The following is a 20,604-nucleotide window of genomic DNA, read 5'->3' as shown; positions in this document are numbered from 1 at the left end:
ACGGCTTACGCACGTGTCGACGCGATTTGACCCGTCGGGCAAAACAGGGGTATGTTGCTATTATTCCGAAATCGTCGCTACGCCTGCAACTGCGCCTCGATCTGCCGGGCGGCGCGCAGCAGCGTGCGGTCCTGGCCGCGCCGGGCGATGATCTGGAGGCCGAACGGAAGCCCGCGCGTGTCGGTCCCGCACGGAATCGAGATCGCCGGCAAGCGGGCGTGATTGACGAAGGGCGTGAACACGGCATGCCCGCGCGGGCTCGCGGGGCGGCCACCGATCATATCAGGCCCCAGCTGGGTGAACGGCCAGGCGACGCAGGGGACGGTTGGCGTGAGCAGCAGATCGGCTTCAGTGAAGAAGGCCGCGAAGGCATTGGCGATCGCGGCGCTCGCCACCAGCGCACCGGCAACGTCCGCGCCTGACCAGGAGAGCCCTCGCTCGATCTGCCTGGCGATGTCAGGATCGAAGACAGTCGGGTCCTTGCGGAAGACGTCGCCATAGAGCGCGGCGAGGCCGGCATGCTGAAGCGGCATAAGGGCGTCTTCCGTCGCGCCGGCGGGCCAGACGGGATCGCGCTGCGAAATAGGCAAGCCTGTAGCGGCTAGCCGCGCGATGGCTGAAACGAGTCCATTGGCGACCACATCATCGACGGCAACATCAAGCCCGAGCCGCGGGGAGAACGCGATGCGCAGGCCGGCAAGATCATCGGCTCCTCGCGCGATGATGGCCGAATCCGGATCGCGCGGATCGGCGCCGGCCATGGCTTCGAACGCCAGCGCGATATCGGCAACATCGGCGGCGATCGGCGCGATGACCGACAGGCCGAAGAACGGCTCGGCGAAACCGGGCCCATAGGGGATCGCGCCATAGGACGGCTTGAAGCCGGCGACGCCGACATGGGCCGGAGGCCTGCGACTGGAGCCGCCCGCATCGGTGCCGATCGCGAGCGGCACGAGGCCGGCGGCGACGGCCGCGGCCGGTCCGCCCGACGAGCCACCGGGCGTCAACGCGGGATCGAAGGGATGTCGCGTCGGCCCGAACAGCGGCGATGTCGTGACGCCCTTGCTGGCGAATTCGGAGGTTGCGCCAATGCCGACGACGACCGCGCCGGCCTTGCGCAGCTGCGCGACCGCAATTGCATCCTGTGGCGCGATGAAATCGGCGAACAGGCGCGAGCCCTGCGTGATACGCCAGCCGCTGGCCCAGATGTTGTCCTTGACGACGATGGGCACGCCGGCGAGCGGCATTGTCTCGCCGGCACGCAGGCGTTCGTCGACCGTGGCGGCATCGGCCAGCGTGCGCGCGGGATCGATCGTGACCACTGCATTCAACGCCTTGGCGGCCTCGATGCGGTCGAGGGCAGCCCTGGCGGTCTCGACGGCGCTCGTCCGTCCAGCCGCGACATCGGCCGCGATCTCGCGGGCGCTATGTGCTGGCTTTGTCATGGCCTCCCCAGATCAGCGCCACTGTGCCGCAGAGAGCGAGGCAGGCCAAGGCAAAGAACGCCGCGCCAAGGCCGGCCACACCGTCCAGGATCGACACCACGGCCGGCGCCGCCAGAAGGCCGGCATAGGACGCGGTCAGCACCGCGCCGGTGGTCTCGCCGATCCGGTCCTGCGGGGCGAGGCGCGCGATCTCGGCGATGAAGACGCCGTTCCAGCCCGACGCCGTCAGGCCGAACAGCGCCACCACTGCGAACTGCCAGGTACGGCTGAGCGATCCGCCGTCGAGGCCGAGCAGCGCAGCGCAGAAGGCCATGCCGAGGCCGATGACGATGAGCACGGCGCGGGAGGCGTCGAGGCGCATGGCGACGTAGCCCCAGCCGAGCCGGCCGATGAGACCGCCGGCTTGCGCGCAGGCGAGCGCCATGCCGGCCTCGATGTGGCTGAGGCCGAGCTCGCGCGTGCCGAGCGTGACGAAGACCGTGTTGAGCGACACCTGCATCGCGCTGAACGGCATCGAGGCCAAGGCCAGCATCGCGATGCGCCGGTCCGCCGTCATCAGCGCCAGCCGCGCGCGGAGATCGAGCTTCGGGGGCGGGACGACCTTGCCGGCGTAGGCCGGCCGCAGCCACTCGAACAGCGCGATCGCGAGCAGCGCCAGGGCGGCAACGGCCGCATAGCACCAGGCCGGCCCGAACGCGATGGCGATCGCGGGCAGGGCCAGCGAGCCGCAGACCGCGCCGATCTGGTTGCCGGTCTGCCGCACCGAGAAGACGAATGCGCGGCGCTCGGCGGTCACCAGCCGCGCCAGCAGCGCCGCGCTTGCGGGCGTCTCGGGCCCCATGGCGAGGCCGAGGCAGAGGCCTGCGGCCAGCAGGGCGGCGCTCGATCCGAGTGAAGCCAGCGCCATGCCGACGACGATGGCCGCCGCGCACAGGCTCGCGATCCGCAGCGAGCCGACCCGCGCGATGAAGCCGCCGCCCCAGAACGAGGCGGGGATACCGACGGCGAACACCGCGCATGAGAACATCGAGAGCTGCCAGACCTCGATATGGGCGCGTGGCGCGACCACGCCGGGCGCGAACAAGGCGAGCGCGACGAGGGCCTGGAGCCAGGTCATCGCGCCCAGGGCTGGCAGCAGTGCTGGCCGAGCGGCAGCGTTTCCGTCTATCATGGTGGCGCGCTCAGCGGAGGAACATGGTGGCAGGCGGTATTTCCATTCACGCGGTCGATGTGGCAAGCGGACAGCCCGCGCAGGGGCTGCGCGTCGAAATCTGGCGGATCGATCCCGACTCCTCGCGCATCGCCGACGGGCGGCTCGGCGCCAACGGCGTGCTCGATCACCCCATTGCGCAAGGCGCCGGCGTGACGGCCGGCGAGTACGAGGTCCTGTTTCATCTCGGCGAGTTCTTTAGCGACAGCGGCGGTTTTCTCACGGTGACGCCGTTCCGCTTCCGCATCAAGGAGGTCGACGAGCATTTTCACCTGCCGCTGAAATTCACGCGCTGGGGTTATTCGCTGTTCCGCGGCGCCTGATCAGTTCGTCAGCCGCCGCGACAGGCCCGTGACGCGCTCCATGACGGCGACCAGCGCGACAGTCGCGATGATCAGCACACCCGACAGCGCGGCGATGGTGACATCCAACTTGCCTTCGAGATCCTGCCACATCCGGATCGGCAGCATGTCGGTGGCGGCATCGCGCAGGAACAGCGAGACCGGCACGTTGTCGAAGGACGACATGAAGGCGATGAAGGCGCCCGCGATGATGCCCGGCCGGATCAGCGGCAGCACGATCCGGCGGAACGTATAGAGCCGGCTGGCGCCCAGTACCGCGGAGCTCTCAAGCAAAGTCGGCTCGAGCTGGGCGAGCGCTGCGATCGTGTTGCGCACCACATAGGGAACGCAGACCACGGTGTGGCCGATCACCAGCGTCAGCGGCGACACCGGCAGGCCGACCAGTGAGAACAGCATCAGGGCGGCAAGCCCGAAGGCCAGCGCCGGCAGGACCAGCGGCGACATGAAGAGGGAATCGAGCAGCCGTGCCGACAGCGTCCGCGAGCGCGAGATCGCAAGCGCGGCGGCGACGCCGAGGACGACGGACAGGCCCGTCGCCCACAGCGCGACGATGAAGCTGTTCTTGGCCGCGAAGTGCAGCTGCCAGGCATTCCACAGTTCGGCGTACCAGCGCAGCGAATAGCCCGGCGGCGGGAACCGCAGCGAGAAGCCGCTGGTGAAGGAGACGATCAGCACCACCAGCGACGGTGCGATGATGATAACAAGCGCGATCACCGCGATCACGGTCATGACCAGCTCGAAGCTGATCGCCTCCAGGGTGCGCTTGCGACTGCTCATCACGCGCCTCCATAGCCGCGCGACAGGCGGCCGAGCGTGGTGAAGACGGAGACGACCGCGAGCACCGCGAGCAGGAAGATGATCGAGATCGCGGATGCAAAGGGCCAGTTCTGCAGTGTGGAGGCCTGCTGATAGAGATACATCGGCATGAACAGCATCTGTCCGCCGCCGATCAGCGACTGGGTGATGAACGCCGTGATCGCGGCGGCATAGGTCAGCGTGCAGCCGGCGATCACGCCCGGCAGCGACAGCGGCAGCACGATCCTGAAGAAGGTGCGCCAGCTCCCGGCGCCGAGCGAGCAGGAGGCATCGTCGAGATTGGGGTCGATGCGGCCGAGTGCGGTGATCAGCGGCAGCGTCATCAGCGGCATCTGCACCTGCGCCAGCGCGATCACGACGCCGAACTGGGTGTAGAGCAGCTTCAAGGGCGTATTGATGATGCCGAGCGATTGCAGCGTCGCGTTGATGATGCCCTGGCGGCCGAGGATGACGATCCAGGCGAAGGTGCGCACCACGACGCTGGTCAGGAGCGGCAGCAGCACGATCAGGATGATGACGGTCTGGAGCTTTGGCCCGACCCGCTGGTAGAGCCAGGCAATGGGAAAGCCGAGCACGAGGCACACGGCCGTCACCTCGGCGCCCAGCAGCAGCGTCGAGCCGAGCACCCCCAGGCTGAAGGGATCGGTGAGGAAGTGCAGGTACTGGCCGAGCCCCCAATGGAGCCCGGCCGTGTCGTTGTGCAGCGAGAGCCAGAGCAGTTGCAGCAGCGGCGCCACGAAGAAGACCAGGAAGAACAACGCCAGCGGCACTGCCAATCCCATCCCGTAGGAGGTCACGTCCCGTGATGCCGGTGCTGCACCCATCGTCAGATCCTTAAAGCTCTTAGATCTTGATCTCGCGGTTGAAACGCTCGATCCATGCCGAGCGCTGCTCGTTGATCTTCTTCCAGTCCTGGAACACGAACTTCTGCTTCAGTTCGGCCGTGTCCTTGGCGAGCACGCGCGCGATCTCGCCGCCCATCGTCACCTTGGAGTTGGTGGGCACGATCAGGTAGGGCGGGTTCATCAGCGTGGTCTGCACTTCCGGCGTCAGCGCCGCCTCGATCAGCTTGAAGGCAAGCTCGCGGTTCGGCGAGTTCTTGACGATGTGGATCGTGGTCTTGAAGGCGATGGCGCCTTCCTTCGGGGCCACGAACTCGACCGGCACGCCGCGCGCTTTCAGGATCTGGATGGCGTTGAAATTGCCGGGCGAGATGTCGATCTGGCCCTGCTGGAACAGGGTGGCGAGCGCGCCGGGATTGGCGGCCACGGCCGCGAGATTGGGCTTCAGCTCTTCCAGCGCCTTGAAGCCGGGATCGACATTGGCCTCCGAGCCACCGCGCATCTTGGCGATCTCGACCAGCCATCCGGTGCCGAGCGTCGAGTTGAGGTTGGTGATGCCGACGCGGCCCTTGAATTCCGGCTTCCAGAGATCGGCCCAGGAGGTCGGCGGCGTCTTGACGGCTTCCGGATTGTAGGTGAGGCCGACGACCTGGAAGAACGGGGCGGGGCCCATCGGCTCCTGCGCCTCGGCAATCAGGTCCTTGTAAGAGGCGCTCTTCTCGACCGGGTAGGGCTCGACCAGATCCTGGCCGATCGCGACGAGGGCGGGGCCGGGATCGTGCAGCATGACGTCGATCGGCGGATTGGCCTTGGCGGCATTGACCTTCGCGATCTGGTCGACCGAGAGCATGGGATCGAGCACCATCGCGGCGTCCGCGTTGGCTTTGCGGAAGGCCGGCACCAGCACGGCTTTGTGCGCTTCCTCCCAGCTTCCGGTGAAGGTCGCAAACACCAGCGGGCGGGCCTGGGCGAAGCTCAGGCCGGGAAACGCCTTCATGGCGCCGAGTGTGAGTGCGGTCGTCATCAGGCTTCGGCGGTTCATGATCATGTGGAACTCCCTCTGAACAAGGACTGGATCTAAAGCGTTGCGGGAAAGGCGTTGGCGAGCGACGGGGCGAGCGGTGCGAGGCGCACCGCGGCGCCGTTCTCCAGCGCGCGCGTCTCGCCGATGCGCGCCTGCGAGACCTTGACGCCGGAGCCGTCCGCGGTCGTGACTTCGTGCACGACGGTGGCGCCCAGCGGCAGCGACATGCCGACCACGCCGGCGAAGCCGGTTTCGTCGCCGACGAATTGCAGGTGCTCGGGCCGGATGCAGACGGTGACGCGGCCACCTTCGGCGAGCGCGCCGCCGGCGGGCCGTGCGATGATCTCCGCGCCGGCATCGAGACGCACCTTGGCGGCGGTGCGGTCCGCCGAGACCACGACACCGGGCATGCGGTTGGTCGAGCCAACGAAGGTGTTGACGAACAGCGTCTGCGGACGGTCGTAGACGTCGGACGGCGAGCCGAATTGCTCGAGCTTGCCATGGCTCAGAACGGCGACGCGGTCGGCCATCGACAGCGCCTCTTCCTGGTCGTGCGTCACGATCAGCGTGGTGATGCCGGAGACGCGTTGCAGCCGCTTGACCTCGATCTGCATGTCGAGCCGCAAATTCTTGTCGAGCGCGGCAAAGGGCTCGTCGAGCAGCAGGATCGACGGCTTGATCGCGAGCGCGCGGGCCAGCGCCACGCGCTGCTGCTGACCGCCCGAGAGTTGCCGCGGCAGCCGCTCGGCCATTGCAGGCAGTTGCACCAGCTCCAGCAGGCGCTGCGCCTCGCGCTGGCGGCTCGCCTTGTCGATGCCGCGCGCGGCGAGCCCGTAGGCGACGTTCTCGCTGATCGACAGGTGCGGAAACAGCGCGTAGTTCTGGAATACGATGCCGACCGCGCGGCGGTTCGGCGGCAGCGTATCGACGATGTCGTCGCCGATGATGATCCGCCCTTGCGTCTGCGCGATGAAGCCGGCGATGATCCGTAGCAGGGTGGTCTTGCCGCAGCCTGACGGGCCGAGCAGGGCGATGATCTCGCCGCCCTTGATGTCGAGATTGATGTTCTCGACCGCGAGTGCGCCGCTCGGATAGCGGTGCGTGACGGCGTCGACGACGAGCGAACGTCCGCTTGGCGCATCAGCCATGGTGTTGCCTCCCGTTGGTCCAGAGGAGAAAGCAAGTCTCGTGCCCGAAGCGCTCGCCTTTCGATGCGCGTTTTGGCATGGTGGCCGAATGACATCGGTTTGCGACCTCACGGCCACGGAGCTTGCGCGCGCCATCGCCAGGGGCGAGCTGTCCTCGCGTGAGGCCGTCGAGGCACACCTCGCGCGGATTGCGGACCTCGATACCCAATTGGCGGCGTTCGTCACGGTCGATGCGGAGGGCGCCCGACGTGCGGCGGACATCTGCGATGCCGCGCCCGCGCCGATCGGACCCCTGCATGGCGTGCCGATAGGGATCAAGGACCTCAGCGACACCGGCGAAATCAGGACAACTTACGGATCGGCTCTGTTCCGCGATCACGTCCCGGCCGAGGACGATCTCGTGGTCGCGCGGCTGCGGTGCGCCGGTGCGATCATTCTGGGAAAGACCAACACGCCGGAGTTCGGCTTCGGTGCGGTCTGCACCAACCGGTTGCGCGGGCCGACGCGCAACCCCTTCGATCGCGAACTGACCTCCGGCGGATCGTCGGGCGGCTCCGCCGTTGCGGTCGCGGCCGGCATGGTGCCGCTGGCGCATGGCACTGATTTCGGCGGCTCCGTGCGCACGCCCGCCAGCTTCTGCGACGTCGCCTCGATCCGGCCGACGCCCGGCCGCATTCCGTCGCCGCGCCGTCCGCTCGGATGGGACATGCTGGCGACCCACGGCTTCCTCGCCCGCGGCGTTGACGACCTCGAACTTGCGCTGTCGGTATGCGGGGGAAGCGACGCGCACGATCCGCTCTCGGCCGGAATTGTCAGTGACGACCTGGCGATCGCAGGACGGCCCCGGATCGCCGTCACGCCCGATTTCGGCGTCGCGCCGGTTGCGCGCGACGTTCGAGCTCGCTTTGCCTCCGCCTGCGAGGGGCTCGCGCGTGTTGCCGATCTCGTGCCTGCCTCGCCCGATTGCGCCGGCGCGATCGAGACCTTTCGGACGCTGCGCGCCGCTCACATTGCCAACAATTATGGTGATCTGCTGAGAACGCGCCGCGCCGAGCTCACGCCCACCGTGATCTGGAATATCGAGGTGGGCGCAAAACTCTCCGCCGAAGATTATCTCAACGCCGAGCGCCGCCGCACGGCCATCTACCGCAGCTTTCGCGAGCTGTTCACGCGCGCCGACTTCCTGGTCGCGCCGGCGGCATCGGTCTTGCCCTGGCCGAACGAGATCGGCGATGTCACCGCCATCGACGGCACTCCGCTGGAGACGCCGATCGACTATCTCGCCGTCACCTTCATCGTGTCGCTGGTCGGCTTTCCGGTCCTGACCCTGCCGGCACCCCGGGGAGTGAACGAGTTGCCGTTCGGCATCCAGATCATCGGGCCGCCGGGATGCGAATCCCGCTTGTTTGCCTTCGGCCGCATCATCGAGAACGAATTGGGTTTTTCGCATCGCCGGCCGCCTCTCTGATCAGCTGTCGCGATGCTCGAGCCGGGCGGCGAGCGCGTCGGCAAGACCGATGGTCGGCTTGGCGGCGGGCCGGCGGAACGTGCCCACCGTCGCCTTGCGCAGGCGCAGCGCCACCAGCGCCTCGGCCTGCTTCACGGCGGCAATGACCTGATCGACCACTGGGACGGGGACCCGGTCGGCGACGCGTTCGGCAAGGCCCGAGAGCGGTGCGCCGGCGAAGATCAGCACGTCGGCCTCGTCCTCGACGATGGCGCGCTGCGCGAGATCGACCAGCACATTCTCCTTCTCGGTGCCGACCTCGGAGATCGCCTGGAACGGCGTGTCGAGCATGCGGATGCCGGCGCAGCGATCCCACAGCCCGTGGGCGCGGACGCACTCTTCGTACCAGGGCCCCAACGCCTGGGCGAAGGTGACGATGGCGAAGCGGCGGCCGGCCATGCACGCCGTCAGCATCGCCGCTTCCGCCATGCCGACCACGGGAATGTCGAAGGTCTCGCGCGCGGCGAACAGGCCGGGATCGCCGAAGGCGGCGATGATCGCGGCATCGACCTTGTTGTGCTGTTCGGCCAGCATCTCCAGCGCAATGGCGCCGCCGATCTGCGCCTCGGTCCGCGTCGCGATATAGGGCACGCCGCGGGTCGCGGTGCAGGGGATCAGCTCCGTGCCGGGCGAGACCGCGCGCTGCCCGACCCGCATCATCAGCTGCGTGACTTCGGTGCTGGTGTTGGGGTTGAGCAGCAGCAGCTTCATGGTCATGCCGCCGTCTGCTTGGCTTGAGAGGTGGCGATCACTTCGAGCAGGGCGGTGCCGGTGCGCCGGACATGGGCGCCGAGCAGGCGGCCGGCCGCTTCGCTGTCGCGCGCCTCGAGCGCTGCCAGGATATCGGCGTGCTCGTCGACCGAATTGCTCCAGCGGCTGTTAGCGCCGAGCGCGAGGTAGCGCGCGCGTTCGGCGCGGGAGATCAGCGTCTCGTGCGCCTCGCGCAGCGGCGTGTTGCGCGCCATGCGGACGATGGTGTTGTGGATCTCGCCGTTGATGGCGAAGTAATCGTCGAGCTTGCCGTTGCGGTGATGACCCTCCATGCGGGTCTGAAGCGTGCGCAGGCGGGCGAGATCGCGATCGGTGGCGCGCTCCGCGGCAAGCTCTGCGGCCAGCCGCTCGATGCCGGCCAGCGCCTCGAACAGTTCCGAAATGCCGTCGACGGCGATGTCCGCGATGCGAGGGCTGCGATTGGGGCGCAGCTCGATCAACCCTTCCGCCGCCAGCACCTTCATCGCCTCGCGCAAGGGGGTGCGCGACACGCCGAGCTCCTTCGACAGCCTGGTTTCCTGGGTCTGCGATCCCGGCGGCAGCTCGCCACGGATGATCATCGTCCGCATCCGCGCGGCGGCGCGCTCATGCAGGCCCATCCGCTTGAGTTTGGGCGACTTTCGTCCCTTCGGCGCTTCCGATTTCTGCTGCACGCGTGCCTCACTGCTTGCGCTCATCTTAGCCGTTTCCAGCCCTTTGACTTGCTCAAAATACCGACGCATCTCGCTGAAAACAATGGCACAACGCGCAAATTGTATGCAGCATGCAGAATCCCCGTTGCGCTGCCGCAAAGGCCGACCGATGATCCCTGGCGACGCGCGAGACCTCGCGCCTTCGAAACGGAGTAGGCGATGCGGACGAGATTGCGGTGGGGCCTCGTGGTGATGGCGGCGATGTTCGGTGGAAGCGATCTCGCCTCCGCGCAGACCGCCAAGATCAAGCTCGGTTACGCCAAATGTGCACACTGCCTGCCGATGTCGCTCATTGCAGGCATGGCGAAGGGTGTCGAGGTCGAGGCCACCGGCTTCAACTCGGGCAATGACGTTCTCACCGCGCTGGTGTCGAAGAGCATCGACGTCGCCCAGGTCACCTACCTCCACTACATCACGGCGCTCGACAAAGGCTTTGACGTCGTCGCCGTGTCCGGCCAGATCAATGGCGGCTCGGAATGCCTCTCCTCCGCGAAGCTGAACCTGCCGCCGGAGGACTGGGCTACGTTCAAGGCGACCGCTCTGAAGGCGAAGAGCGACGGCCAGCCGCTGAAGGTCGCAGCGTCCCGCGGCAATGCGCAGGACATCCACATGCGCGGCGCGTTCCTCAAGCAGGGCGTCGATCCCAACAAGGACATCCAGTTCATCAACATTCCCAATCCGTCGGACCACCTCGCAGCCTTGCAGCGGGGCGAGGTCGACTTGATCTGCTCGGTCGAGCCGTTCGCCTCGCAGATCAGGCTCGCCGGCGCCGGCAAGCACTTCGTGCTGCCCTACGACCAGGCCGCCGGCAATCTGACCAACCTCATCGTCACCCGATCCGACGTGATCGCCAGCCAGCGCGCCGGCGTCCAGGGCGTGGTCACCGCGGTGGTCGAGCTTGACAACAAGCTGATCGCCGACAAGGCGCCGTGGATCGACGTCATCAACAAGCTCACCGGCCTCGACAAGACGGTGGCGACCGAAGCGCTGAAGAATGCCTCGCCGGATCCCGCGATCCATCGCTCGCAGACGCTCGCGATCGCCGCGATGATGCGCGATCTCAAATACATTGCGAAGGACGTCTCCGCGGACGCGGAGAAGAACATGGACTATTCGTTCCTCGAGCAGGCTACGGGAAAGCCGAAGAATGACCTCGGTTATTGACGCCGCGCCGGCAAGGGGCGCGTTCCGGCTGACACGGGCGTTTCAGGGGCTCGAACGCGTCGTCGTCCCCGCGCTGCTGATCGCCGGTTGGGAGGCCTTCGCCCGCAGCGGCGTGCTGCCGCCGGCGCTGCTGCCGGCGCCGAGCGCGGTGCTGCATGCGCTCGGTGACTGGGTGTTCGGCTTCGACGAGACCACGCAGACCTATTCGGGCCACTGGCTGCGCGATGCGCTCGCCAGCGCTCTTCGCGTGTTCGGTGGCTTTGCGCTGGCAAGCCTCTTCGGCATCCTCGCCGGCGTCGCGATCGGCTGGTCGCGCCTGTTCGAGAAGACGCTGGAGCCGACGCTCCAGATGCTGCGGCCGATCCCGCCGGTGTCCTGGATTCCGCTCGCGATCATCTGGTTCGGCATTGCCGACAAGCCGGCGATCTTCCTCGTGTTCCTCGGCGCCTTCTTTCCCGTGCTGATGAACAGCATTCACGGCGTCAAGACCGTGGACCACAATCTCGTGCGTGCCGGCGCGATGATGGGCGCAAGCCAGCGGCAGATGCTGACCGACATCGTGCTGCCGGCGGCATTACCCTCGATCTTCGCAGGCCTGCGCATCGCGGTCGGATCGGCCTGGATGCTCACGGTCACCGCCGAGATGGTCGCGGTCAAGAGCGGCCTCGGCTACGTGCTGTGGGATTCCTACTACTTCCTGCGCTACGACATCGTGTTAGCTGCGATGATCTCGATCGGGCTGCTCGGCTATCTCTCCGATCTCGGCCTCAAGGCGATCATGGCGCGCACGCTGCGCTGGCAGCAGACGACCACCGTGCAGGGCAGGGCAGGCTGATGGCGGCAATCGAGCTTCGCAACATCGTCAAGGTGTTTTCGGACAAGCGGCGCGGCCGTGACTTGCTCACCCTCGACAACATCAATCTCGACATCGAGGCCAATGACTTCGTCTGTCTGCTCGGTCCGTCCGGCTGCGGCAAGTCGACGCTCCTGAACATCATCGCCGGCTTCGAGCAGGCGACGAGCGGCCGCACGCTGGTTGGCGGCAAGCAGGTGGAGCGGCCCGGCTCGGACCGTGGCGTGGTGTTCCAGCAGCCGACCCTGATGCCGTGGCTGACGGCGATCGACAACATCGCGTTCCATCTCAAGCTCAAGGGCGTCAGCAAGGCCGAGCGGCACCACCGCGCCATGGAGTTCATCGATCTTGTCGGCCTCAGCGGTTTCGAGCACCATCATCCTTCCGAAATGTCCGGCGGCATGAACCAGCGCGTCGGCATCGCCCGCGCCCTCCTGATGAACCCGGGCGTCATCCTGATGGACGAGCCGTTCGCGGCGCTGGACGCCCAGACCAAGCTCGAAATGCAGGAGGAGCTGGTCGCGATCTGGCAGAAGCGCCGCTGCACCATCGTTTTCGTCACCCACAGCGTCGATGAGGCGCTGGTGCTCGGCAACAAGATCGTGGTGATGACGAAGCGGCCGGGCCGGATCCGCGAGGCCGTCAATTTCGACCTGCCGCGCCCGCGGGACATCACCAGCCCCGAATTCAACGACGCCAAGCGCCACATCCTGGCTTTGATCCGCGAGGAGTCGACGCGCCTTGCGCAGGCGTCGTAGAGTATGGTCATGCGCAAGCGTCTCGGCATGATCACGCCGTCCTCCAACTCGGTGCTCGAGCCCGTCACCAGCGTCATGCTGCATGGCGTGGCTGATGTCACCGCGCATTTCTCCCGCTTCCGCGTCACCGAGATTGCACTGGACGCCGCTGCGCTGAGCCAGTTCGATGCTTCCGCGATGCTGCCGGCGGCGGATCTGCTGGCGGATGCCAAGGTCGACGCCATCGCCTGGAACGGCACGTCCGCAAGCTGGCTCGGCATCGGCCGCGACCGGAGCCTCTGCGAGGCGATCACGGCGCGCACAGGCGTGCCGGCCACCACGTCGACGCTCGCCTGCATCGATGCCGCCCGTGCGCTCGGCGCCAAACGGGTCGGCCTCGTCTCGCCCTACACCGACGACGTGCAGCGGCGGATCGGCGATGTCTGGGCCGAGGAGGGAATCGCCCCGCACACGGAGCGGCACCTCGGACTGCGCGACAATTTCTCCTTCGGCGAGGTCGCGCCTGCGACGATTGCCGGCATGATCCGCGCCGTCGCGGCCGACGGCGCCGACGCCGTCGTCATCCTCTGCACCAATCTTGACGGCGCGGCGCTTGCGGTCTCACTCGAGCGGGAACTGGATATTGCGGTGCTGGACTCGGTTGCGGTCACGCTTTGGCGAACCCTGAGCCTCGCCGGGGGTGAGATCAGGGCTCTTGCGTCGTGGGGCCGGATCTTCCAGACATCAGCGATCATCAAGTGACGGAGACGCAAGTGACGCAGCTCGATCTCGCCATTCGCGGCGGCACCATCGTGACGGCCAGCGACGAATTTCGCGCCGATATCGGCATCCGCGACGGCCGCATCGTCAGCATTGCCGATCATCTCGAGGGCGCGGCGCGCGAGATCGACGCGACGGGCCTGCTGGCGCTGCCGGGCGGGATCGACAGCCACGTCCACATCTCGCAAGCTTCCGGCCCCGACGTGGTGATGGCCGACGATTTTGCCTCGGCGACGCGCGCGGCGGCGGCCGGCGGCAACACCATGGTGCTGCCCTTTGCGCTTCAGGAGAAGGGCACCTCGCTGCGGACCTGCGTCGAGAACTACCGCAAGCTCGCCGAAGGCGAGTGCTACATCGACACCGCCTTCCATCTCATCATCTCCGATCCGACCGCGGTCGTGCTCGGTCAGGAACTGCCGGCCCTGGTCAAGGACGGCTACACCTCGTTCAAGGTGTTCATGACCTATGACGACCTCGTGCTCAGCGACAAGCAGCTGCTCGAGGTCTTCGACGTCGCGCGCCGCGAGGAGGTGCTGGTCATGGTCCATTGCGAGGGCTACGACGCCATCCGTTTCCTCACCTCCAAGCTGGAACGCGAGGGCCATATCGCGCCTTACTATCACGGCGTCTCGCGGCCGCAGGCGGTCGAGCGCGAGGCGACGCATCGCGCCATCAGCCATGCCGAAATCGTCGGCGTCCCCATCATGATCGTGCACGTCTCCGGGCGCGAGGCGATGGAGCAGGTGCGTTGGGCCCAGCAGCGCGGGTTGCCGGTGCATGCGGAGACCTGTCCGCAATACATCACGCTGACGGCCGACGACATGAAGGGCCTGAACATGGACATTACGGGCGCGAAATACGTCTGCTCGCCTCCGCCGCGCGACGCCGAGAGCCAGCAGGCGATCTGGGAAGGCATCACATCAGGTGTGTTCCAGACCTTCTCGTCCGACCACTGTCCGTTCCGCTACGACGATCCCAGGGGCAAGCTGACGCCGAACGCACGCACCTCGTTCCGCTGGGTGCCGAACGGCATCCCCGGCGTCGAAACGCGGCTGCCGATCCTGTTCTCCGAGGGCGTGTCGAAGGGACGGATCAGCTTGCAGAAATTCGTCGAGCTGACCGCGACCAATCACGCGCGCATCTACGGCCTCTATCCGCGCAAGGGCTCGATCGGTGTCGGCTTCGATGCCGACATCGTGCTGTGGGACCCCAAATTGAAGAAGCCGATCCAGCAGGCCGATCTGCATCACGGCGCGGACTATACGCCGTGGGAGGGGTTCGACGTCACCGGCTGGCCCGTCACGACGGTTGCCCGCGGCCGCGTGGTGTACGAGCACGGCAAGATCGTCGGCGACAAGGGCGCGGGCGAGGTGCTGAGCCGCGGCAAATCCAGCCTGGTGTGATCGCCACTCGATGTGGGGATCACATCGGGTAGGCGGTCTCTGCCCTCAGTTCGTCGGCCCCTCGCCACGAATGACGAATGTCGTGGCCTTCAGCTTGGTCATGCCGAACTTGTCGAACAGCTTGTCATAGGTGCCGTCGGCGCGGATCGCGGTGAGTGCGTCGGCAGCGGCCTGGGCCAGCAGCTTGTCGCGGAAGGCGAAGGTGATGTCGGTGCCGGCGATGTCGCGGACCCAGATCTTTGCGATGCCCTTCTGTTCCAGCGAGTTGGCGGTCTCGTTGATGTTGAGCGCGGCCTCGAGCTGACCGGCGCGCAGCGCCGCCGAGGTGGCGGTGACGGTGGTGAAGGTGCGCAGCTCGACCGGCTTGAGGCCCTTGGCCTCCATCGCGGTGCTAAACTCGCGCGCCTTGCGCTCGGTGTAGGTCGCCGATTCCACGCCCACGACGCGGCCGGCGAGATCCTCGAATTTCTCCAGCTTCAGGCTTGAGGAGGGGTCGGTGTAGATGCTGATCGCCTGCTGCGCGTAAGGCACGAGGTAGAGCATCTTCGAGCGCTCCTCGGTCCAGAACAGGCCGGTGTTGATGGCGTCGAACCGCCCCGAGCGCAGCGCCGGGATCATCGGCGGGAAGTCCATGCGCAGGAACACCGCCTCGACGCAGATGCGCTTGGCGATCTCGCGGGCGAGCTCGACATTGAGGCCCTGCAACTCGCCCTTGTCGTCGACGAATTGCTGCGGCGGCAGCGTCGGGTTGATCGACATCTGCCATTTCGGCGCTTCGATCAGGCTCGATGCCGGCACCTTCGGCGTACAGGTCTGGGCGCCGGCTGCCTGGGACAGGCCGATCAGCAGGGCGAAGGCGGAGAAGGTCTTGGGAAATCGCATCTGAATACTCCGATCAAATCGTGGGTGGCAGAGGAGCCGTTCTCCGGTCCGACGTCTTTTTCATTGTCTCGTCACATGGCCGCCGTCGCGTCGCGATCGGCCTGCCTGGTCAGGATCAGCGAGGTGTGGCGGGCCGCCGTCACCACCTCGTCGCGCTGGTTGAGAAGGTCGAGCGTCTCGATGACGATGCCGCGCGCGGGATTCCTGGTCGGCCGCTTCTCGACGAAGCGGAAGCGGACGCGCAAGACATCGCCGGCGACGATCGGCGCCTTGAACCGCACCTCGTCCCAGCCGAGCGAGGCGACGGATGTCTCCTCGTACAGCCTCAGCTCCGACTTCAGTCCTTCCATCAGCGACAGGCCGAACAGTCCGTGGCCGATCACCGCGGGAAAACCGCGCGACTCTGCATAGTGGGCATCGACGTGGAGCGGATGATGGTCGCGCGTGACGTCGGCGAAGACTGCGATATCGGCCTCCGTCACAATGTGCATGGCGGTTTCGAACTCCGCGCCGAGCGCGATGTCCTCGTAACGGAGATTGATCGGGGCGCTTGTGTCCATCTAGATCCCTCAGGCGACCTTGCGCGGCCGCGCCGGCAGGGCCTTGAAGCTCTGCGCGATGCCCATGGGCCCGGAGCGGAAGATGCGCGGATCCATGTCCTTCAGTTGCGGGCTGATGCGCGGCCGAAAGCCCATATGGGCGAGGATGTCCTCCTCCAGGCGCGCGCCCGGCGCGATCTCGGTCAGGGTCACGCTGCCATTCTCGAGCTCGAACACGGCACGCTCGGTGACGTAGCTGACGTGCTGGCCACGCTGCGCGGCGAGCGAGGCACTGAAGCTGATCTGGCCAACCTGCGGCACGAATTTGCGGAAGGCGCCGTCGCGCCGGATCGCGAGGCGCCCGTTCTCGACGCCGATGTCGAACTTGCCACCGGTCATGGTGCCGCTGAAGATCAATCGCTTGGCGTTCTGCGTGATGTCGATGAAGCCGCCGGAGCCGTCACGGCGCTCGCCGAAGCGGGTGACGTTGACGTTGCCGGCCTCGTCGACCTCCGCGAAGGAGAGGAAGGCGCAGGAGAGGCCACCGCCGTCGTAGAAGTCGAACTGATAGGCCTGGTCGAGGATGACGCGCGGATTGATGGCAGTGCCGAATTCGCGCGCATGGCCCGGCACGCCGCCGACCACGCCGGATTCCACCGTCAGCGTGATCAGGTCCGAAATGCCTTCCTCGGCAGCGACATTGGGGATCATCGCGGAGATGCCGACGCCGAGATTGACGACGTCGCGCGGGCGAAGCTCGAAGGCGGCGCGGCGGGCGATCACCCGACGCTCGGTCGGCGGATCGGGTGTGATCATCGCCACCGGCACACGCGTTTCGCCGCAGCGCGCCGGATCGTAGGCCGTGCCGTAGGTCTGCATCTGATCGGGCTCGAGCACGACGTGGTCGATCAGGAAGCCCGGAATCTTCACCATCTGCGGATGGATCGCGCCGCGCTTCACGATCCGCTTGACCTGGCAGATCACGGTGCCGCCGGCATTGTGCACGGCCTGCGCGATCGACAGGTCCTCGCGCGTCGTGCCCTCGTGCTCCATGCTGATATAGCCGTCTTCGTCGGCGGAGGTGCCGCGGATGATGGCGACATCGGGCGGAGCGGGGACGCGGTACAGCAGCCAGGACTGGCCGTGCAGTTCGAGCAAGTCGACCAGCGGCGCGGTGGTGCGCTTGTTCATGCGGCCGCCGTCCTGGCGCGGATCCATGTAGGTGTTGAGACCGACATGGGTGAGCACGCCGGGATGTTTTGCCGCCATGGCGCGGCAGAGCTGGCTCATCACCCCTTGTGGAAAGTTATAGGCGTCGATCAGCTCGTCGCGGACGAGGCGCATGAACGGCACTTGCAAGCCGAAATTGCCGCCGATCACGCGCGCGATCAGGCCTTCATGGGCGAGATGGCAGAGGCCCTTCTCGGTCACGGCGCCGACGCCGGTGATGTTGATCAGCGTCAGATTGTGCGGGCCCTGGCCACTGATGAAGCGTTGCTCCAGCGCGTCGAGGATGGCTTCGGCTGCGCCAGTGCCGCCATTGCCCCCGACGATCAGCGTGTCGGCATCGCGGATGAGGCCTGCGGCCTCTGCCGCGGTGATGATGCTCAGCATGACCGCACGCCCCGCATCACGCGGCCTCCTTCTCGACCTGGCGGGCGATGATCAGCCGCTGGATCTGGTTGGTGCCCTCGTAGATCTGGGCGAGGCGCACGTCGCGGAACAGCCGCTCGATGCGATACTCGCGCGAATAGCCGTTGCCGCCGTGGATCTGGAGCGCGTTGGAGACGTGCTTCATCGCCATGTCGGTCGTGAACAGTTTTGCCTGCGCCGCCTCCTTGGCGATCGGCTCGCCGGCATCGTGCAGGCGCGCGGCGTGATGGATTAGAAGCCGCGCGGCGGCGATGTCGGTCGACATGTCCGCGAGCATGAACTGAACCGCCTGGAAGCCGATGATGGCCTGGCCGAACTGCTTGCGGTCGCGGGCATAGGCGGTGGCGTCCTCGAAGGCGGCCTGCGCCATGCCGAGCGCCATCGAGGCCATCATCAGCCGGCTGAAGTTGAAATTGCTCATGGCCATCTTGAAGGCCTGGTTCTCCGTCCCCATCACGCTGTCCGCCGGCAGCTGCACGTCGGAGAAGGTGATCTGGCAGTCTTCGAGGCCGTGCATGCCGAGAAGCTCTTCGTTCTTGCCGCGGGCGATGCCGGGCAGGGCGCCGTCGACCAGCAGGCAGGAGATGGCGCGATGGCCCGCATCCGCGCCGGTGCGCGCGAACACCATGATGCGATCGGCGACGCCGCCGAGCGTGACCCAGGCCTTGGTGCCATTGAGCCGCCAGCCGTTGCCGTCGCGCACCGCATTGGTGCGGATGCCGGCGACGTCGGAGCCGTGGTCGGGCTCCGAGACGGCGGTCGCGGGAATGATGTCGCCGCTGAGAATTTTGGGGATCAGCGCCTTGTGCGCATCGGTGCCGTGATGGTCGAAGAACAGCGCCGCCTCGACAGGGATCGCGAAGGCATTGGCGACTGCGCCGGAGCATCGCGCCAGCTCCTCCATCGCGATGCAGGCCGCGACCGCATCGAGCCCTGCGCCTCCAGCGCCCTCACGCAGGCAGATGCCGAACAGGCCGAGATCGGCCATGCCCTTGTAGAGCGTGCGGTCGAAACGGTCCTCGCGGTCGATCGTGGCCGCGCGCGGGAGGATCTCTGCCTCCGCGAAGCGGCGCGCTGTGTCGCGCAGGGCTTTCTGGTCTTGGGAGTAGAAGCGGTCCATGGTGTGCGGGCTCCCGTCAGTCGCTGGCGAGCTTGGAATCGTGCGAGACCTCGCTGCGGTCGCGATCGAGGAAATAGACCGCGACGTCGTCGCCGGGCACGCCATAGGCGCTGCATACGCTGCGGGTCAGCGCGATGGCGGCGGCGCGGCGCTCGGCCTCGCTGCGGCGAAACGCGTGCACCTTGAGCAGGATGCGCTGTCCGGCGTCCCCAGCTCCCGTCGTGCCGGCATGGGCGTAGTCGTCGGGCGCAATGGTCAGGAAATAGAGCGTGACCGTATCCGCGGTCACGCCGAACGCCGACATCAGGCCGTCGGTCACGGACCTCGCCAGCGCAGCCTTGCGCTGGATTGGGGCTTGCGGGGCTAGCACTTCGACATAGGGCATCGATCAGACCTTCGCGGGCTTGGACGCAGACGATTTGGCCGCAGACGATTTGGACGGGGATTTGGGCTTCGTGGACCTGGCCGAGACCGGGGCGTCGAGCTGGCGGCAGGAGTCGCGCTTGATCAGCCGGGCGCCGACGCGATATTCGCGAACGCCGTCGTTGCCGTTGCCCTTCGCCTCCATGCGATGCAGCAAGCGGTCGACGGCGAGATTGGCGAGATCGCGCGCGCCGTTGTCGACGATGCTGATGGCGGGCCGATGCCATTCGAACCACGGCATGTCCTCGTAGCAGAGCAGCGAGAGATCGTCGGGGATCGCGATGTTCCGCTCCGCCGTCACGCGCAGCACGCCGAGCGTTGCCTCGTGGTTGGCGACGAAGATCGCGCTCGGCGGGCGCGGGAGGTCCAGCAGCTCGCGGCAGCCCGTCGCACCGGTCTCGGGAACGAAATGGCCGGCATGAATCAATGTGTCGTCCCTGGTGATGCCGGCTTCGCGCAGCGCGCGGACATAGCCGGACAGCCGCTCGCGGCCGGACGTCGTGTCCTGGCGGCCGACGATCAACCCGATGCGCTTGTGGCCGAGCTCGATCAGGTGGCGCGTGCCGAGATAGGCGCCCTGCGGATCGTCCGCGAGCACGGTCTCGAGATCGGTTGCGTCATCGCGCCGCACCAGGCAGACGATCGGAACATCCTTCGCCAAAGCCTTGAGCTGCGGGCCGTTCTTGCCGGTGGGGACGACGATCAGCCCGTCGATGCGATGGTCGACCAGCGTGGTGAGGGTGTCGCTCTCCTGCTGCGGATCGTCGCCGCCGATGCACAGAAGCATCTGATAACTCAACGCCTTCAGGCGCGCCTGCACCACTTCGGCCATCACCTGGAACGAGGCGTTGGTGAGATTGTGCACGAGCAGCGCGACGAGCCGCGATTGTCCGGTCTTCAGTCCGCGCGCGATGGGGTTCGGCCGATAGCCGAGCTCGCGCGCGATACGCGTCAGGCGCTGCTGCGTGCGCTCGCTGGTCAAGCCGGTTCCAGTCAGTGCGCGCGAGGCGGTACTGACCGAAACGCGGGCCGCCTGTGCCACATCTTTGAGCGTGACGGTCATCAAACCTGCCGATAGACTGCAATCGATTGCAAGAACGCTATGGGCTATTTCCACATGGATCAAGCCCAAAAAATGGATGGTGTTGCTCAATGCAGAGCCAGTTACGCAATCGATTGCAAAAATACTGCGGATATTCCGCAGTTGATCGTTGTCCTCTAAATCAACTTGAT

The 20,604-nt window shown here is 66.6% G+C and carries 22 protein-coding genes; 8 read left to right on the top strand and 14 right to left on the bottom strand.

What is annotated here, in order from left to right:
* Positions 1-77 precede the first annotated feature (77 nt).
* Both XI08_RS01325 and XI08_RS01320 read right to left on the bottom strand, forming a co-directional pair.
* A complete protein-coding gene (locus XI08_RS01325; RefSeq protein ID WP_271573020.1) occupies positions 78-1,445 on the bottom strand; it encodes an amidase in 1,368 nt (455 codons plus the stop codon).
* The gene (locus tag XI08_RS01320) at positions 1,426-2,616 is read right to left on the bottom strand and encodes an MFS transporter (RefSeq protein ID WP_271573019.1); all 1,191 of its coding nucleotides are present in this window, start codon (positions 2,614-2,616) and stop codon (positions 1,426-1,428) included. Before XI08_RS01320 ends, XI08_RS01325 begins: the two co-directional genes overlap by 20 nt.
* Before the next feature lie 26 nt (positions 2,617-2,642).
* Between XI08_RS01320 and XI08_RS01315 the strand changes: the two genes are divergently transcribed.
* Complete coding sequence (locus tag XI08_RS01315; RefSeq protein WP_027549002.1) at positions 2,643-2,978, top strand: hydroxyisourate hydrolase; 336 nt, start codon at positions 2,643-2,645, stop codon at positions 2,976-2,978.
* Here XI08_RS01315 and XI08_RS01310 read toward each other — a convergent pair whose 3' ends face one another.
* The 4 genes from XI08_RS01310 to XI08_RS01295 are packed head-to-tail and all read right to left on the bottom strand — an operon-like array spanning position 2,979 to position 6,847.
* Positions 2,979-3,794 (bottom strand): ABC transporter permease, encoded by an 816-nt coding sequence (locus XI08_RS01310; RefSeq protein ID WP_271573018.1) that lies wholly within the window; start codon positions 3,792-3,794, stop codon positions 2,979-2,981.
* Positions 3,794-4,657, bottom strand: a complete 864-nt coding sequence (locus tag XI08_RS01305; RefSeq protein WP_271573017.1) for an ABC transporter permease — start codon at positions 4,655-4,657, stop codon at positions 3,794-3,796. The genes XI08_RS01310 and XI08_RS01305 overlap by 1 nt, the downstream gene beginning before the upstream one ends.
* 19 nt (positions 4,658-4,676) lie before the next feature.
* Complete coding sequence (locus XI08_RS01300) at positions 4,677-5,723, bottom strand: ABC transporter substrate-binding protein (protein WP_027548999.1); 1,047 nt, start codon at positions 5,721-5,723, stop codon at positions 4,677-4,679.
* A 29-nt stretch (positions 5,724-5,752) separates the two neighbouring features.
* Positions 5,753-6,847, bottom strand: a complete 1,095-nt coding sequence (locus tag XI08_RS01295) for an ABC transporter ATP-binding protein (RefSeq protein WP_271573016.1) — start codon at positions 6,845-6,847, stop codon at positions 5,753-5,755.
* Between the two features lie 88 nt (positions 6,848-6,935).
* Here XI08_RS01295 and XI08_RS01290 point away from each other — a divergent pair, with 88 nt between their 5' ends.
* Positions 6,936-8,315 carry an amidase gene (locus XI08_RS01290; RefSeq protein ID WP_271573015.1) on the top strand — a complete coding sequence of 460 codons (1,380 nt, stop codon included), beginning with the start codon at positions 6,936-6,938 and terminating at the stop codon, positions 8,313-8,315.
* Here the strand turns inward: XI08_RS01290 and XI08_RS01285 are convergent, their stop codons facing one another.
* Positions 8,316-9,065: an aspartate/glutamate racemase family protein gene (locus tag XI08_RS01285; RefSeq protein ID WP_271573075.1), complete on the bottom strand. Its 750-nt coding sequence runs from the start codon at positions 9,063-9,065 to the stop codon at positions 8,316-8,318.
* A gap of 2 nt (positions 9,066-9,067) precedes the next feature.
* Positions 9,068-9,802, bottom strand: coding sequence for a GntR family transcriptional regulator (locus XI08_RS01280; RefSeq protein WP_271573014.1), 735 nt, complete (start codon positions 9,800-9,802; stop codon positions 9,068-9,070).
* A 174-nt stretch (positions 9,803-9,976) separates the two neighbouring features.
* Here XI08_RS01280 and XI08_RS01275 point away from each other — a divergent pair, with 174 nt between their 5' ends.
* The 5 genes from XI08_RS01275 to hydA are packed head-to-tail and all read left to right on the top strand — an operon-like array spanning position 9,977 to position 14,754.
* A complete protein-coding gene (locus XI08_RS01275; RefSeq protein WP_271573013.1) occupies positions 9,977-10,981 on the top strand; it encodes an ABC transporter substrate-binding protein in 1,005 nt (334 codons plus the stop codon).
* Positions 10,965-11,816, top strand: a complete 852-nt coding sequence (locus tag XI08_RS01270) for an ABC transporter permease (protein WP_271573012.1) — start codon at positions 10,965-10,967, stop codon at positions 11,814-11,816. Before XI08_RS01275 ends, XI08_RS01270 begins: the two co-directional genes overlap by 17 nt.
* A complete protein-coding gene (locus XI08_RS01265; RefSeq protein WP_271573011.1) occupies positions 11,816-12,592 on the top strand; it encodes an ABC transporter ATP-binding protein in 777 nt (258 codons plus the stop codon). The genes XI08_RS01270 and XI08_RS01265 overlap by 1 nt, the downstream gene beginning before the upstream one ends.
* A 3-nt stretch (positions 12,593-12,595) precedes the next feature.
* Positions 12,596-13,333: a maleate cis-trans isomerase family protein gene (locus XI08_RS01260; RefSeq protein WP_271573010.1), complete on the top strand. Its 738-nt coding sequence runs from the start codon at positions 12,596-12,598 to the stop codon at positions 13,331-13,333.
* Between the two features lie 11 nt (positions 13,334-13,344).
* Positions 13,345-14,754, top strand: a complete 1,410-nt coding sequence (gene hydA / locus XI08_RS01255; protein WP_271573009.1) for a dihydropyrimidinase — start codon at positions 13,345-13,347, stop codon at positions 14,752-14,754.
* A 45-nt stretch (positions 14,755-14,799) separates the two neighbouring features.
* Here hydA and XI08_RS01250 read toward each other — a convergent pair whose 3' ends face one another.
* The 6 genes from XI08_RS01250 to XI08_RS01225 form a co-directional block, all read right to left on the bottom strand.
* A complete protein-coding gene (locus XI08_RS01250) occupies positions 14,800-15,636 on the bottom strand; it encodes a transporter substrate-binding domain-containing protein (protein WP_271573008.1) in 837 nt (278 codons plus the stop codon).
* Positions 15,637-15,707: 71 nt separating this feature from the next.
* On the bottom strand, positions 15,708-16,196 hold the full coding sequence (locus XI08_RS01245) for a MaoC family dehydratase (protein ID WP_271573007.1): 489 nt from the start codon (positions 16,194-16,196) through the stop codon (positions 15,708-15,710).
* Between the two features lie 9 nt (positions 16,197-16,205).
* Positions 16,206-17,789 carry an acyl CoA:acetate/3-ketoacid CoA transferase gene (locus XI08_RS01240; protein WP_271573006.1) on the bottom strand — a complete coding sequence of 528 codons (1,584 nt, stop codon included), beginning with the start codon at positions 17,787-17,789 and terminating at the stop codon, positions 16,206-16,208.
* 16 nt (positions 17,790-17,805) lie between these two features.
* Positions 17,806-18,948: an acyl-CoA dehydrogenase family protein gene (locus XI08_RS01235; RefSeq protein ID WP_271573005.1), complete on the bottom strand. Its 1,143-nt coding sequence runs from the start codon at positions 18,946-18,948 to the stop codon at positions 17,806-17,808.
* A gap of 16 nt (positions 18,949-18,964) precedes the next feature.
* The gene (locus tag XI08_RS01230) at positions 18,965-19,333 is read right to left on the bottom strand and encodes a tautomerase family protein (RefSeq protein WP_271573004.1); all 369 of its coding nucleotides are present in this window, start codon (positions 19,331-19,333) and stop codon (positions 18,965-18,967) included.
* A 3-nt stretch (positions 19,334-19,336) separates the two neighbouring features.
* Complete coding sequence (locus tag XI08_RS01225) at positions 19,337-20,434, bottom strand: LacI family DNA-binding transcriptional regulator (RefSeq protein ID WP_027548984.1); 1,098 nt, start codon at positions 20,432-20,434, stop codon at positions 19,337-19,339.
* On the opposite strand from XI08_RS01225, the gene XI08_RS01220 reads away from it, so the two are divergent.
* Positions 20,337-20,579, top strand: a complete 243-nt coding sequence (locus tag XI08_RS01220) for a hypothetical protein (RefSeq protein WP_167770401.1) — start codon at positions 20,337-20,339, stop codon at positions 20,577-20,579. The genes XI08_RS01225 and XI08_RS01220 overlap by 98 nt on opposite strands.
* Positions 20,580-20,604 lie beyond the last annotated feature (25 nt).

It is taken from the genome of Bradyrhizobium sp. CCBAU 11361 (assembly GCF_028128935.1).
GTDB lineage: Bacteria > Pseudomonadota > Alphaproteobacteria > Rhizobiales > Xanthobacteraceae > Bradyrhizobium > Bradyrhizobium niftali.
The sequence above is the reverse complement of the archived record's forward strand: the minus strand, read 5'-3'. Positions and strand labels throughout refer to the sequence as shown.